This window comes from Pseudomonas sp. P5_109, from assembly GCF_034009455.1.
Classification (GTDB): domain Bacteria; phylum Pseudomonadota; class Gammaproteobacteria; order Pseudomonadales; family Pseudomonadaceae; genus Aquipseudomonas.
In genome coordinates, this window is the sequence record NZ_CP125380.1 from 654,931 (window position 1) to 670,084 (window position 15,154).

Genomic DNA, 15,154 nt, shown 5'->3' on the forward strand with positions numbered 1-15,154 from the left:
TGGCGAGCTTCAAGCTGCAAGCCACAAGCCGTTTGAGTTTAACCCTGAGGAGATTCAGATGAGTAAAATTCTTGCCGTTCATGCCAGTCCCCGTGGTGATCGCTCGCACTCGCGCCGTTTGGCCGAAGTATTTCTGTCGGCCTGGCAGACCCGTCATCCACACTCACAGTTGACCCGACGCGAAGTCGGTCGGGCGTTGATTCCACCGGTCAACGAGGCATTCGTGGCCGCCGCGTTTTACCCCGAGCCCGACGCTCGGCCGCTGTCGATGCAGGCCGATCTGGCGCTCAGCGACGAGTTGGTCGGCGAACTGCTCGGCCACGATGTGTTGCTGATTTCCACGCCGATGCACAACTTCAGCGTACCGAGTGGCCTCAAGGCCTGGATCGATCAGATCGTGCGCGTCGGGTTGACCTTCGATCACACCCTGGACAATGGCGTGGCCCAGTACCAACCGTTGGTGCAGGGCAAAAAAGCCCTGATCATCACCAGCCGTGGCGGCTTCGGTTTTGGCCCGGGAGGTGAGCTGGAAGCCATGAACCATGCCGACAAACTACTGCGCACGGTGCTCGGGTTCATCGGCATCACGGACGTCACCGTGGTGGCTGCCGAGGGTGAGGAGTCCGCCGAGCGCAGCTTCGCAATATCCTCTGCCGAGGCCGAACAGCGCTTGCTGGCGCTGGCCGGGGAGTTCTAGATGGCCTGGCTGTTTCTGCTGGTTGCCGCCGGGTTCGAAGTCACCTTCGCCATGGGCATGAAGTACGCCGAGGGCTTCACCCGGCTCTGGCCTTCGGTGATCACGGTGGTGGCCGCTGTGGCCGGGATCTACTTCCTGACCCTGGCCATGCGTGAGTTGCCGGTGAGCATCGCCTACCCGATCTGGACCGCCATCGGTTCCCTGGGCACGGTGTTTCTCGGTTTCGCGCTGCTGGGCGAAAGCCTGAGCGTGATCAAACTGGTCTCGGTCGGGCTGATCGTCGCGGGTGTGGTGGGGTTGAAGTAGGGCGCATGACATAGACTTGTCATCTTCGCTGGCGATGCTAGGCGGATGTCTTGCGTCCCGCCTTGCGTCACCACCCGACCACAAGGATGTCCGCCCATGTCCCAAGGTTCTGCCCCGCGTTACCCGCTGGTGTTGGTCCCGGGAATGCTCGGGTTCATCCGCCTGGTGCTTTACCCGTACTGGTACGGGATCGTCGAGGCGCTGCGCCGCGGCGGAGCGGTGGTGTTCGCCGTGCAGGTTTCGCCGCTTAATTCGAACGAAGTGCGCGGTGAGCAACTGCTGGCGCGTATCGACGAAATCCTGCGGGAAACCGGGGCCGCCAAGGTCAACCTGATCGGCCATAGCCAGGGTTCGCTGACCGCCCGTTATGCGGCGGCCAAACGCCCGGACCTGATCGCCTCGGTCACTTCGGTAGCGGGGCCGAATCACGGTTCGGAACTCGCCGATTACCTGCACGAGCATTATCCCCATGACAGCGTGCGTGGTCGTCTGCTGAGCTTTCTGCTGCGGCTGATCGGCGTGTTGATGGGGTGGCTGGATACCGGCTACCGCGGGCCGAAGCTGCCGGTGGATATCCATGCGTCACACCATTCCCTTACCACCGCTGGCGTGGCGCTGTTCAACCTGCATTATCCACAGGGCTTGCCTGAAACCTGGGGCGGTCACGGGCCGGAAGAGGTCAATGGCGTGCGCTATTACTCCTGGTCCGGCACCTTGCAACCGGGCATTACCGATCGCGGGCGCAATCTGCTGGACGGCACCAACCGCAGCTGCCGGCTGTTCGCCAAAACCTTCGTCCGCGAAGCCGGGCATTGCGACGGCATGGTCGGGCGCTACAGCTCGCACCTGGGCACGGTGATTGGCGATGAGTATCCGCTGGATCACTTCGACATCGTCAACCAGTCGCTGGGGCTGGTGGGCAAGGGGGCCGAGCCGATTCGCTTGTTTGTCGAACATGCGGCGCGACTGAACGCGGCAGGGCTGTAGACCGCCACAAAAAGCTAAGTGCGCCCCAACACCGTCGTCCAACGCTCCGAAACAATCACCCCACCCAAGGTCAACACCCCGCCCACCAGGTGATACAGCGCCAACTGCTCATGCAGCACCACCGCCGCGATCAGGGCGGTAATCAACGGCAGCAAATTGAAAAACTGGGTGGTCCGGCTCGGCCCCAAACGGACCACGGCCTGCATCCACGCCAGCGGCGCGACCATCGAAGCCAGCAGGCAGGCATACAGCACCAGCGGAATGTTCTGCAGGGTCGGGCCGACTTTCGGTGAGGCGAGGAACAGCGGAAACAGCACCACCACGGCCACCAGCACCTGCAAATACAGGAGCACCAGCGGCGGCAGTTTCAGCTGCCATTTTTTCAACAGGGTGCTGTAGACCGCGTAGGCCAGGGTGGCGATCAGCATCATCGCGTCGCCCAGGTTGACCCCATGTTCGAGCAATGCGCCAAGACTGCCTGCCGACACCACCACCAGGACGCCGGTGAATGACAGCACCGCACCGGCCAGGGCACCCATGGTCAGGCGCTGGCCGAGGCTGATGATCGCCATGGCAAGCGACATCAGCGGCATCAGCGACAGGATGATGCCCATGTTCGTGGCCGAGGTCAGGCTGGCGGCGAAGTACGCCAGGCTTTGATAGACCGCCATGCCGAGAACACCAAGGACAAAGATCTTGCCCAGGTTCGGGCGGATCAGCGGCCAATGGGTGAGCACCGGTTTGAGCATGAAGGGCGTGAACAGCAACCCGGCCAGCAGCCAGCGGTAGAAACCGATCTCGGCGGGGAAGATCGCCCCGGCCGACATTTTGGTGATCACGGTGTTGCCGGCCCAGATGAAAATGGCCAGCAGGGGATAAGCGTATTGCATCGGGAAAAACCAGAACGTTAATGAAGGGCAATTATCCGCTTGTCTGGATACAAGCCTATACTTCGATCCAGACAACCGGCCCCTGATGACGGACAGCATGAGCAGTAAACACATCGACCTGCTGGATTTCAGCGAGCTGCCGTCGGCGGTGTACTTCCGCTACGCCGATTTCGACGCCCACGAATACGCCGCCCCCCACCGGCATCCCTGGGGGACGCTGGAGTATGCCGCCCACGGCGTGCTGCACATGGACGTCGACGGCAGTCGCTTCATGTCGCCACCGCAATACGCGGTGTGGGTGCCGCCGCAGATCGAGCACAGTTTCTATAGCCACCAGCCGGTCAACTACCGCGCCGTCTGCCTGGCCCCCAAGGTCTGCGCCGATCTGCCGTCGCGCGCCTGCACCCTGGCCATCAGCGACATCCTCAAGGCGATCCTCAAGGACTTCGCCGCCCGCGACGTGAAAATCCCCGAGCAGGTTGCCGACCAGCGTCTGGCCCAGGTATTGGTGGACCAGTTGCAACAGGCTCCGGTGCACGAGTGCTATCTGCCCTACGCCAGCAGCCCCGGACTGCTGGGGATCCTGGAGGCGTTGCAGGCCGAGCCCGGGGATAACCGGCCCCTGTCGCAATGGGCCGCACGCATCCATGTCAGTGAACGCACCCTGGCGCGGCAGTTCGTGCGGGAGTTGGGCATGAGTTTCGGCGAGTGGCGCCAGCGCCTGCGGTTTCTGGCGGCGATCGAAGCGCTGGACAGCCAGCGCAGCATTCAGGAAATCGCCTTCGACATGGGCTACAGCACCGGCTCGGCGTTTATCGCCATGTTCCAGCGCCAGGCCGGGTGCACGCCGGAGCAATATCGACGCAGTCACCTGGAGAACAGGAAGGTGTAACAGGGGTTGTCTACACTCCAGTACGAGGCCGCGTCCTTCGGTGCGGCAACAAGGAGAAAACTCCATGAAGCTAATGCGCGTCCCTTTGTTGATGATCGGTTTGCTGCTCTGTTCCCAGGGCTTCGCCGCCACAGCCCAACAGGAAAAGATGACTACCTGCAACGCCGACGCCACGGCCAAGAGCCTCAAGGGCGACGAGCGCAAAGCCTTTATGAGCACGTGCCTGAAGGCTACTCCGGCGGCAAACGATGCCGGCAAGGCCCTGACTCCACAGCAGGAGAAAATGAAAACCTGCAACGCCGACGCTGCCACCAAAGCCCTCAAGGGTGACGAGCGCAAGGCGTTCATGAGCGATTGCCTGAAGAAAAAATAATCTGCACTTGCAGGAGCCGGCTTGCCGGCGATGAAGATGACGCGGCGTATCAGGTCACCGTGGTGAGCCTATCGCTGGCAAGCCAGCTCCTACAGGTCGCCCCACACAATCCTAGTGCTCGCCCCGGATCGCTGGCAGACTGCCAATCCTTTTTATGCCGTTCGTTGTTGAGGCTGTATGCCAACGTTTTCTCAGCGTCAAGTTTTGCTGGTCATCAGCTGGGTCATCATTTTTGGCGGGCTGCTACTGGTCCTGCCGCTGCGGTTGCTGCCGAGCCTGCTCGCCGGGTTGCTGGTGTTCGAACTGGTCAACATGCTCACCCCGCAACTGCAACGACTGATCGAGGGCCGACGTGCGCGCTGGCTGGCGGTGGCGTTGCTGGGGACTCTGATTGTCAGCGTACTGTCGCTGATCTTTGCCGGCGCCATCAGCTTCCTGCTGCACGAGGCGGAAAACCCCGGCGCTTCCCTCGACAAGTTCATGGGGGTGGTCGACCGCGCACGCGGGCAACTGCCGCCGTTCATCGACGCCTATCTGCCGGCCAGTGCCGCCGAGTTCCGCGTGGCGATTGGCGAATGGGTCAGCAAGCACCTCAGCGATTTGCAACTGGTCGGCAAGGACGCAGCGCACATGTTTGTGACGTTGCTGATCGGTATGGTTCTGGGTGCGATCATCGCCTTGCAGCGTGTGCCGGACCTGACCAAGCGCAAGCCATTGGCCGCCGCATTGTTCGATCGCCTGCACCTGCTGGTCCAGGCGTTTCGCAACATCGTGTTCGCCCAGATCAAGATTTCCCTGCTCAACACCTTCTTCACCGGGATTTTCCTGGCCGTGGTGCTGCCGATGTTCGGCATCAAGCTGCCACTGACCAAGACCCTGATCGTCCTGACGTTCCTGCTCGGCCTGCTGCCGGTGATCGGCAACCTGATGTCCAATACCCTGATCACCATCGTCGGTATGTCGCTGTCGATCTGGGTGGCCATGGCGGCGCTGGGTTACCTGATTTTCATCCACAAGCTCGAATACTTCCTCAACGCGCGCATCGTCGGCGGGCAGATCAGTGCCAAGTCGTGGGAGTTGCTGTTGGCGATGCTGGTGTTCGAGGCAGCGTTCGGCCTGCCGGGGGTGGTGGCGGGGCCGATTTACTACGCGTATCTGAAGAGTGAGTTGAAGCAGGTGGGGATGGTTTGATCCGCTGTTGATCTGATTGTGGCGAGGGGGCTTGCCCCCGTTCGGTTGCGCAGCAACCGCAGTCAGTTTGAATCAACAAATCTGACTGTACGCGGTGTCTGATTTCGGGGCTGCTGCGCAGCCCAACGGGGGCAAGCCCCCTCGCCACAGAGATTTCGGATCAGTCCATCGAGCCGTAACGCTTGGCAGCCTCGATCGCCAGACCACTGCCGATGCTGCCAAAGATATTCCCTTCCACATGCCGAGCATTCGGCAACATCGCCGAAACACTGTTGCGCAGCGCCGGAATCCCGCTCGAACCACCGGTAAAGAACACCGTATCCACCTGATCGACCCGCACGTCGGCGTCTGTCAGCAATTGGGTGACGCTGTTGCGCACCCGCTCCAGCAGATTGTCGATGGCCGACTCGAACAGTACACGGCTCAAGTCCACGCTCAGGCCCGCTTCAATGCGATCCAGCGGCACGTGGCGGTTGTCGGCGTGGGTCAGCTGGATCTTGGTTTCTTCCACTTCCATGGCCAGCCAGTGCCCGGCGCGTTGCTCGATCAGCTTGAACAGGCGGTCGATGCCACCAGTGTCTTCGATGTCATAGCGCATGCTGCCCAGGGCCAGTTGGGACTTCTGCGAGTACACCGAGTTGATCGTGTGCCAGGTCGCCAGGTTCATGTGGTGGCTGGTGGGCATGTAGGCGCCGCTCTTCATCCGGCTGCCGTAGCCGAACAGGGGCATCAGGCCGGCCAGCGAGAGTTGTTTGTCGAAGTCGGTCCCGCCGATGTGCACGCCACCGGTGGCGAGGATGTCGTCCTGGCGGTTATCCACAGCGCGACGTTCCGGCGACAGGCGCACCAGGGAGAAGTCGGAGGTACCACCGCCGATGTCGACGATCAGCACCAGCTCTTCTTTCTCGATGGTCGACTCGTAGTCGAATGCCGCGGCAATCGGTTCGAACTGGAAGGAGACTTCCTTGAAGCCGATCTTGCGCGCCACATCGACCAGGGTGTCTTCGGCTTCCTTGTCGGCCATCGGATCATCATCGACAAAGAACACCGGACGACCCAGCACCACTTCTTCGAATTCCCGACCGGCGGCGGCTTCGGCGCGGTTCTTGAGCTGGCCGATGAACAGCCCGAGCAGGTCCTTGAACGGCATCGCCGTGCCGAGGACGCTGGTGTCGTGCTTGATCAGCTTGGAGCCCAGCAGGCTCTTGAGCGAGCGCATCAGGCGGCCTTCGTAGCCTTCCAGGTACTCGTGCAGCGCCAGGCGGCCGTACACCGGGCGGCGTTCTTCGATGTTGAAGAAGACCACCGACGGCAGGGTGATCTTGTCGTCCTCCAGCGCGATCAGCGTTTCCATGCCGGGGCGCAGCCAGCCGACGGTGGAGTTGGACGTGCCAAAGTCGATACCCACGGCACGGGCTGGAGATGCGTTGTTCATGTCTTTCAGGTTCCGGTTAAAAAACGGCCGCGCAGTGTATGTCAGAGCGCGCCAGATTCGAAGGCCGGTTATCTGCTAATTCTTCGCAAACAATGCCTTGAAAGATGGGACATTCTCCCCAAACTACCCTGCATCAACCGGACAGCCGCGGGAGTGCTCGCAAGAAGCCCCGCCTGCTGCCGATAAACTTCTGCTGCGCCAGCCGGTCACAAACTTGAGATCGGTCGGACCAATGGCTGCAAACAAGCGCATGCTGTGGCCTGTGGCGCGATTTGATAACGGATGGTGATTCCCGCGATGGACTTTAAAGACTATTACAAGATTCTCGGTGTGGAACCGACCGCAGACGATAAGGCGATCAAGGCCGCCTATCGCAAGCTGGCGCGCAAATACCACCCCGACGTCAGCAAGGAAAAGGATGCCGAGTCCAAGTTCAAGGACGCCTCGGAAGCCTATGAAGCGTTGAAAAGCGCCGACAAACGCGCCGAATACGATGATTTGCGCCGCTATGGCCAGCACGGCCAGCCGTTCCAGGGACCACCAGGCTGGCAGAGCCGTGGTGGTTTCGGTGGTGGCGGCCAGGACACGGGCGATTTCTCGGACTTTTTCAGTTCGATATTCGGCAACCGTGGGCCAGGCTTTGGTGGTGGAGAACAGTCGCGTCGCAGCACCGGACGTCGAGGGCAGGACGTGGAAATGGAACTTGGGGTTTTTCTCGAAGAAACACTGTCGACCGAATCGAAGAAGGTCACCTTCCAGGTACCGCAGTACAACGCGGCCGGCCAGCATGTGAGCAACACCAGCAAGAGCCTGAACGTGAAGATTCCCGCCGGCGTGACCGACGGCGAGCGCATTCGCCTCAAGGGGCAGGGCGCTCCGGGTGTGGGTGGCGGGGCCAATGGCGACCTGTACCTGACGATCCGTTTCGCACCGCACCCGAAATTCGACGTCGAAGGCGAGAACCTGATCATCACCTTGCCATTGGCTCCGTGGGAGCTGGCGCTGGGTGCTGAAGTCGCCGTGCCGACCCTGACCGGCAAGATCAACCTCAAGGTCCCGGCCGGCAGCCAGAACGGCCAGCGCATGCGCGCCAAGGGCCACGGCCTGATGAACAAGGCCGGTGAGCGCGGTTACCTGTTCGTGCAACTGAAGGCCGTGATGCCGAAGAAGTCCGACGAAGACACCAAGGCCCTGTGGCAGGAGCTGGCGAAAAAAGCGGCATTCGATCCGCGTGAGAATTTTTGATCCCTTAGAACCAAGGAGTCACTGACAATGAGCAGTCCCCTGATCGTTCAACTGGACATGGCAGAATTCTGTGAGGCGACCGAGCTGTCGGACGTCTACGTGATCGAAATCGTCGAACACGGCATCCTCGAACCTCAGGGCGCTCAGCCCAAGGACTGGGTTTTCAACGACTACGAGCTGACCCTGGCCAAGCGCGCCGCCAAGCTGCGGCGCGACCTTGACCTGGAATGGGAAGGCGTCGCCCTGGCGCTGGACCTGCTTGAGGAAGTCCAGCAACTGCGGGCCGAGAACCGGATGTTGAAGCAGCGGTTGGGGCGGCTGGTGGTCGAGTAGGTATGCTGTGGCTTTTGCAGGGCCTGTCAGGCCGATTTCGCGAGCAAGCCCGCTCCCACAGGGGAATGCATTTCAAATGTGGGAGCGGGCTTGCTCGCGAAGAACGATAACGCAGTCTCCCGACCTCACACCTTCCTCGGCAACACCACGGTAAACATCGTGCCATCCATCTCGCTGGAGCTGACTTCAATCGTCCCCTGATGGGCGTCGACCACTTCCTTGACGATAAACAGCCCCAAGCCAAGGCTGGTCGTGGGCTCACCGAGTTCTTCGCTGGCACTGCGCACCAGCGGGTCGAAAATGGTCGGGATCGCATCGGTGGGAATCGGGACGCCATCGTTGTGCACGGTCAGTCGAATGCTGTCGGCCTCGCCCTTGAGGCATAGCTTCACTTCACGTTTGCTGGAACCATGCTGCAAGGCATTGCCGATCAGGTTTTGCAGCATCTGATCCAGCCGGCGCGGGTCCCAGGTGCCGCGGGTGTCACCCTGTACATCCAGGGTCGGATCGCATTCCGGTTGACCGGCGCACGCCCGGGCAATCGCTTCCCGTGCCGCATCGGCCATGTCCATGGGCGCCGGTTCGATCGGCAGGCGCTTGCTCAGGCGGCTACGCACCAGTTCCAGCAAATCCCCAACCATCACCGCCAGGTGCCCGGTACTGCGCTGGATATTGATCGCGCACTTGAGTGCATCACCCTCGAGGGCGGCTTTGCGCAGGAGTAATTCGGTGGACATGCTCACCGCTTGCAACGGCGCACGCAGGTCATGGCCGAGGATCGCCAGAAAGATATCCCGCGAGCGATTGACCATTTCGGCGTAGGTGGCGGTGGACTCGGCGAGCGCTTCGTCGATGGCTTCGTTGAAACGGATCATGTCCTGGAAGTAGGCCAAGTCAGGCGATTGCAGGCTGTTGACCCACAGGCGGATGACGCAGGCGCGCAAATGACGGAATTCACTGGTCATCTGCACCAGGTCAAAACCCACGGTATGGCGCAATTCGCCATGGCTGGCCCCGGCCTCGTTCAGGCTCGGGGTTTTTTCCGGCCCTTCACCGCGTGCCTTGGCCGCTTGTTCGGAGGGTGTCTGGGGTTTGCACATGTCCCGGGCCGCGGCCAGCAGGATCGACCGGGCATGGTCGCGCAAGGCGACGCTGTCCATGGTCTCGGCGGCCGGAGTGATGGTTTCGGCAAACAGCTCCCACTCATCGACGATGCGATCAACGTGCGACACGATGAATTCGGAAAGACGCATGGCGGTTACCTGGGCATGAATCGGGGGCAGCGAATCGAATAGTAGTCCCTTTGCCGGAAAAAACACGACCGCTCATGCCGTGGCATAAACCAACGCCTCCATGGCGGTACTTATGTGTTGAAGGCTCTTTGATTTTCGAACGATGGGAGCCCTTTTCGAGGGCTGGTCCAACCGTTTTTTGCACTTTTGTTTGAGGGCAAAGTTGTTGAACCTGTGGGCTCCCATCCAGCCATCAAGGTGATGAAGCAGTGTCTGAATTGCATGGAAGCCATTCACAGCAAACGATTGAAGCCGCGGGCGGCGAACACAACGGCGTGCATTTTCGCCGTGTGTTTGACGCGATACCGGGCGCCATAAAAAATGCCCCGCTAGCCAGGCTGAAATCCCTCGAAACCCGCAAGCCCGCGATTCCAGATTGGTTCAGCGGAGCACGGGTCATTGACCGCCAGTACCTGAAGCAATTGATCGACGAGCGCTGGCGTGCACAAGGCGTACTGGACAAGACCCTGGGTAACTTGCAGGACGACATCCAGGCCTTCGCCGAACCGCTGGTCAGTGAGAAATTGCAGGCGAATTACCCATCGGTCGAACGAATCAGCGAACTGACTGTACAGCTCGAAGTGCCCAGCACCATCGGCTTCGTCATCGACATCGGTGCCAGCCGTGTCCGGCAGTCCACATTACTGGAGGCGGCGCTGCACAACTTTGAGGAAGCTGAAACCGCCGAAGGTGCGTTTCGAAACAGTTCCGGTATTTACCGCAAGGACAATCAGGGCAGTCTCAGCCTTGAACCGGCCATCAGCCTCCCGGCGTTTGCAACCCTGTGCCGCAGCCTCGACATCGGCGGGCAATACCAACGGCACATCAAGTCCGTTTTGTCGCCTGGTACCGAAAAGGCACGAAAAACCCTGCAAAAGGATTCGGTCACCAGTGAAAAGGCCGCCTTTCATGTGGCCGCACTGATTGCCCGTTTGAAGGGAGACATCAGTGATCATGCCTACGGCAAACTGGGGCAGATGCGTGAGGGGCAGCCAAACATCACGCTGTACGAGCTGCCTTTGCAGTGTCATCGGTTGTCGCTGATGGGCTGTCGATTGACCGGTATTGTGTTGTTCAGTGCGGTCAGCGATCCATCGCAAATAGAGCGCGAAGTTAAAGCGTTGACGCCGACCCTGTTGAGCTTCTGGATAAACTGGTCGCGCCGCATCCCTGTTCTGCCAGGCCAGGAATACGACAAATTCAAACTGCTGCAGGCCTTCTTTGCCAATGGGCCGCAAGGTTTGAGCGATGAGCTGTTGCGCCGCGAAGATATATTTAAGCAGAGCCGATTGAGCGGCCCATTGATCGCCTATGTCCCGGACGATCCAGACCATCCCTTGAAGGAGTATCCCTCGCTCACCGCGTTCATGAAGGTGCTCCTGGGGCAGTTGAGAAGTACGGATTACCAGTCCTTTTTCAGCCGCTTTGTGGCGCAAAAGGACAAAGGGCTGTTTTTCACCCGGGTCAAAGAGCGTCTGACGACCGTCACCTGGCATGAGCGCGAACCGCTGGACATGGGCCCGTGGTGGCGTGAAACAGCGGTCGAAAATCCCGATGCGGAACCGGTCACTAACCAGATCGCGGATGATCTGTGGGTCACGCTGTTTCTGGAGCGGCGCGACAAGGCCATCGCCGATGCCCGGCTGATTGCCGTACCAACCGACGACGAGGATGCCAACGCACGCTTCAAGCGCCTGACCAGTTACCTTTCAATCGGCTGGAATGTGTTCAATTTTGCCGCAATGCTGGTCCCCGGCCTGGGTGAAGCCATGCTCGGCATCATGGTCGCGCAGATGCTCGCCGAGGTGGCCGAAGGGGTCGAGGACTGGAGCAAGGGTGACAAAGAAGAAGCCTCTGCCTACTTCAACGGGGTATTGATCAACTTCGCGCAATTGGCGCTCATGGGGGCCGGCCATGTGTTGCCGGGCACCAGTGTCGCGCCAGTCAAGGTTTCGTCATTTGTCGAGGGCCTCAAGCCCGTAGAGGTTGGCGGCAAGACGCGATTATGGAACCCGGACCTCGGCCCTTATGAGCAACTGATCGTGTTGCCTGAAGAGGCACAGGCCGGCGATCAAGGGCTGTATCGACATCAGGATCAGGACCTGCTGCGCCTTGATGACAAATGCTATGGGGTCAAGCAAGACCCGGGCACCGGCGAGCATCGTTTGCAACACCCGACCCGCGCCGACACTTATCAGCCGCTGCTGGAACACAATGGCGCCGGCACCTGGAAGACCGAACTCGACCAGCCACTCGAATGGGACAAGCGCCAGTTGCTCAGGCGGCTGGGCGCTTCGGTGGACGGGATCTCCGATGAGGCCCTGGAGCAGATTCTGACCGCCAGTGGCGTGCATGAAAATGCACTGCGCAGGCTGCATGTCGAGCATGAAACCCCGCCCGCGCTGCTTGGCGACACACTCACGCGCTACAGGGCCGATGTCGATGCGGCGGGCTGCGTGGACGAGATCCTGGGCAACCGGGTGGGCGAGGAATGGGCCGATTGTGCTGTGCGTTTCATGACGGAGTTGCCGGGCTGGCCAGGCGACAAAGCCATAGAGGTCTTCGAGAAGCCAGGGCTGCAAGGTGCAAGGATCAAGGAAGGCTTTGCCGATGCGACAGCGGTGAATGCGTTGCAGTTGACCTGGGAGGAGCTGCTTGGCGGCAAGCTGCCCGAGCGTGTGGTCGAGTTTCTTGATGAACAGGCGCTGCGTGAAATGTTGGGGGAATGGTATTCCAGTGACCGGGAAGCGCGGATCGAGGCCCTGCGCGATCGTTTCGCCGAGCACGCACGAGGGCAGAAAAAGCGCCTGTTCGATTTGCTGTACTTGCGCCGTACGCGCTCGACAGACTCGTCAGTGAACCTGCTCAAGAACGACTGGGCCGAACTCTCGACCCGTCAGGCGCAAGAACTTCTACAGCGCGCAGACCCGTCGGATGTGAAGTATCTGGCGGAGAAAAAGCGCGTGCCCCTGAGGCTCGCCCAACAAGCCCGGGAAGCCGCAGAGCAACTGCGCGTGACGCGGGCCTATGAGGGCCTTTACCTCGACGCGCTGCACAACAGCGATACCCTGCACCTGCAATTGCACTCATTGGAAACCCTGCCGGGTTGGCCGTCGGACCTGCGCCTGGAAGTTCGCGAGTACGGTTTGAACGGCGTATTGAAGGACAGTATCGGTGCGGAGGATGCATCGGTGCGCAAGGTCCTGGTGCTGGCTGAGGACGGGCGCTACGAGGCGCGTGACGCGCAAGATCAACAACTGCACGGCGCCGACGATTTTTATGCGTCGGTCCTGCACGCCTTGCCCGACTCGCCGCGCAAGGCCCTGGGCTTCGAGATCCACGAAGGCTCGAGGCTTGAGCAAGCGATCAGGTCCCGGCCACTGGAGCGTTCGCTGTTCGAGCCCGTCCTGCGGGACAACCCCAACGTCAAACCGGCCTTCGACCCAAAGGCCATGCGTCTGCGTGGCGGCATGCCCGGCTACGCACGACAGGTGCCGCGAGGGCGGGGATATCGACATCGGCTGCGTGCGTTACATCCGGGTTTTACAGATGAAGAAATTGAAACGCGACTGACGCAGTTCAGTCAGAACGATGGATCGGTGGAGGCTAACCTCACCGCTCGGGAGAACGCGTTCAATCAATTCAACCGTGACATGCAACGCTGGATGAACTCACCGACGGCTTCCTTTCGGTTCTCCCCGGCGGGTGTTGCGGAGTGGGTTTCGCGAAACAGGTTTTACGCGGCGCTCAGGCAGTGCTTGCAGCGAACGGGACCGGAAGGGGTACAGATTGCGGGGATAATGCGGCCGCAAGCCTTGGTGCTGGACAACATTGCTCACTTGGGCCGGCATCTGGAGACGCTGCCCAGGCTGGAGGCCGACTTCAGTCACGTTACCAGCCTGACCATGCGCAACTGCGGGCTCGGTGTCGAGCACATGCCTTTTCTCGATTCGTTCCGCCAAGTGCGCTATCTCAACCTGCAAGACAATCTGCTGACGGCCGTTCCGCAAGTGCTGAAGGACATGCGTCATCTCACCGATCTGTCCCTCAACAACAACCGCATTGAACTGGATGTACTGGCGGTGGATCGTCTGAAGAATCTGACGCGCTTGAGGGCGTTGGGGCTGCGCGGCAATCCATTGAAGCTCATACCGGATGTCAGTCGGATGCCGCATTTGCAGGTGCTGGTGTTGACTGATGCCGGTCTGGACACTTGGCCTGTCGGGCTGTTTGCTCAATCGCGGCCACGCAGTATTTTCATTGAACTGAGCCGCAATCCCATCAGCCGGATACCGGAAGTTGCACCCGGATCGTTTCGCGCCGAGTTGCTGGCACGCACGGTGATCAGCCGTGAGCCAGAGTGGATCTCGGCGGAAAACCTCGACATCCTGAAGTCTTACATCGAGTCGGTCGGCATGGACCCGGAGCGTCCTTATCCGCCCCGTGGCGTGCTCGACAGTTCGGACTGGGCGGCGGGCATGACCGAGCGGCAATGGCAGGAAAAACAGCAAGCCTGGAACGCAGTCGAGGATGAGTTCGATTCGGTGCCGTTTTTCAACGAAGTCCGCAGGCTCACCGAGTCCGCCGACTTCAAGGCCGGCGGCACCTATCAAACGGAACTGACGGCCAAGGTCTGGCGCATGCTTGAGGCCATGGCCAGCGACACTGAACTTCGAGTCAATCTGTTCGGCGAAGCTGCAGTTCCCGCCCGATGCGTGGATGGCGGCACGCAGCTGTTCAACGCCATGGGCGTGCAGGTGTTGGTCCACGAAGCTTACGCCCTGGAGCGAGCGGACTTGATCGAAACACAATTGCTGGAATTGGCCCTGGGCAAATCCCGGCTCGATGAACTCGGCGCCATCGCCCGTCACCGGGTGTCCGAGCGGTTGGCGAAGGGAGAGCAGCTGCGTCGGACCGGCGCCGATGGCGAGGTGACCGGCACTATCGATGAAGTGGAAGTGCACCTGGCCTACATGACCGATCTGGCTGAGCGCCTGGATTTGCCATGGCAGGCTCGGGGCATGCAGTTTCGTGGTATCGCCGAGGTCAGCAAAGAGTTGATCGAGGCAGCGTTCCAGCGGATCAAGGCGTTGGAGGAGGGTGATCTGCTGATCGAACGGATCTTCGAGCAACCACTCTGGAAAACCTGGCTGGAGTCGACTTACCGCGAGGAATTGAATGGCTTGAAACACCAGATCGATGCCACCACCGATTTGCAGGATGCGTTGCAGCGCAGGGCCGAAGGCGCACGGCTCACGGCAAAGGAAAAAGCGGATGTGGAGGTAGAAATAACAGCGCTTTGCCGCGAACTGGGCAAAAGTGAAAGTGATTTCGCGGATGGCCAGATCATGACGGACGAGGCGTATTTTCAAGCCTTGAATGACATCGACGGGCGAATCACGGAGCAACTGAAAACGTTGACCCGAGAAGCGATGATTCGCGCCAAACTGGACCGGCTGCGGATTTTATCCACTCAATAACCACAAGCAAGGCAAAGGCCTCGACACACTGTG

The 15,154-nt window shown here is 60.4% G+C and carries 12 protein-coding genes; 9 read left to right on the forward strand and 3 right to left on the reverse strand.

Annotated elements, in window-relative coordinates; genetic code table 11:
- The first annotated feature begins 58 nt into the window (after positions 1–58).
- From QMK54_RS02810 to QMK54_RS02820, 3 genes are all read left to right on the forward strand, one after another.
- Positions 59–697: an FMN-dependent NADH-azoreductase gene (locus QMK54_RS02810; protein ID WP_320402015.1), complete on the forward strand. Its 639-nt coding sequence runs from the start codon at positions 59–61 to the stop codon at positions 695–697.
- Positions 698–1,003: a multidrug efflux SMR transporter gene (locus tag QMK54_RS02815; protein ID WP_320402016.1), complete on the forward strand. Its 306-nt coding sequence runs from the start codon at positions 698–700 to the stop codon at positions 1,001–1,003.
- Between the two features lie 96 nt (positions 1,004–1,099).
- A complete protein-coding gene (locus QMK54_RS02820) occupies positions 1,100–1,990 on the forward strand; it encodes a triacylglycerol lipase (protein WP_320402017.1) in 891 nt (296 codons plus the stop codon).
- A gap of 14 nt (positions 1,991–2,004) precedes the next feature.
- Here the strand turns inward: QMK54_RS02820 and QMK54_RS02825 are convergent, their stop codons facing one another.
- Positions 2,005–2,880 carry a DMT family transporter gene (locus tag QMK54_RS02825; RefSeq protein WP_320402018.1) on the reverse strand — a complete coding sequence of 292 codons (876 nt, stop codon included), beginning with the start codon at positions 2,878–2,880 and terminating at the stop codon, positions 2,005–2,007.
- A 97-nt stretch (positions 2,881–2,977) separates the two neighbouring features.
- Between QMK54_RS02825 and QMK54_RS02830 the strand changes: the two genes are divergently transcribed.
- The 3 genes from QMK54_RS02830 (at position 2,978) to QMK54_RS02840 (ending at position 5,336) form a co-directional block, all read left to right on the forward strand.
- On the forward strand, positions 2,978–3,772 hold the full coding sequence (locus tag QMK54_RS02830; RefSeq protein ID WP_320402019.1) for a helix-turn-helix transcriptional regulator: 795 nt from the start codon (positions 2,978–2,980) through the stop codon (positions 3,770–3,772).
- Between the two features lie 64 nt (positions 3,773–3,836).
- On the forward strand, positions 3,837–4,145 hold the full coding sequence (locus tag QMK54_RS02835) for a PsiF family protein (RefSeq protein WP_320402020.1): 309 nt from the start codon (positions 3,837–3,839) through the stop codon (positions 4,143–4,145).
- 177 nt (positions 4,146–4,322) lie between these two features.
- Positions 4,323–5,336 carry an AI-2E family transporter gene (locus tag QMK54_RS02840; protein ID WP_110662478.1) on the forward strand — a complete coding sequence of 338 codons (1,014 nt, stop codon included), beginning with the start codon at positions 4,323–4,325 and terminating at the stop codon, positions 5,334–5,336.
- Positions 5,337–5,496: 160 nt separating this feature from the next.
- Here the strand turns inward: QMK54_RS02840 and QMK54_RS02845 are convergent, their stop codons facing one another.
- Positions 5,497–6,771 carry an Hsp70 family protein gene (locus QMK54_RS02845; RefSeq protein ID WP_110658135.1) on the reverse strand — a complete coding sequence of 425 codons (1,275 nt, stop codon included), beginning with the start codon at positions 6,769–6,771 and terminating at the stop codon, positions 5,497–5,499.
- A gap of 297 nt (positions 6,772–7,068) precedes the next feature.
- Between QMK54_RS02845 and QMK54_RS02850 the strand changes: the two genes are divergently transcribed.
- Both QMK54_RS02850 and QMK54_RS02855 read left to right on the forward strand, forming a co-directional pair.
- The gene (locus QMK54_RS02850; RefSeq protein WP_110658138.1) at positions 7,069–8,016 is read left to right on the forward strand and encodes a DnaJ C-terminal domain-containing protein; all 948 of its coding nucleotides are present in this window, start codon (positions 7,069–7,071) and stop codon (positions 8,014–8,016) included.
- A 27-nt stretch (positions 8,017–8,043) separates the two neighbouring features.
- Positions 8,044–8,349, forward strand: coding sequence for a chaperone modulator CbpM (locus tag QMK54_RS02855; protein WP_057712199.1), 306 nt, complete (start codon positions 8,044–8,046; stop codon positions 8,347–8,349).
- A 125-nt stretch (positions 8,350–8,474) separates the two neighbouring features.
- On the opposite strand, the gene QMK54_RS02860 is transcribed toward QMK54_RS02855, so the two are convergent.
- Complete coding sequence (locus QMK54_RS02860) at positions 8,475–9,602, reverse strand: sensor histidine kinase (RefSeq protein WP_110658139.1); 1,128 nt, start codon at positions 9,600–9,602, stop codon at positions 8,475–8,477.
- A 248-nt stretch (positions 9,603–9,850) separates the two neighbouring features.
- On the opposite strand from QMK54_RS02860, the gene QMK54_RS02865 reads away from it, so the two are divergent.
- Complete coding sequence (locus QMK54_RS02865; protein ID WP_320402021.1) at positions 9,851–15,121, forward strand: dermonecrotic toxin domain-containing protein; 5,271 nt, start codon at positions 9,851–9,853, stop codon at positions 15,119–15,121.
- Positions 15,122–15,154 lie beyond the last annotated feature (33 nt).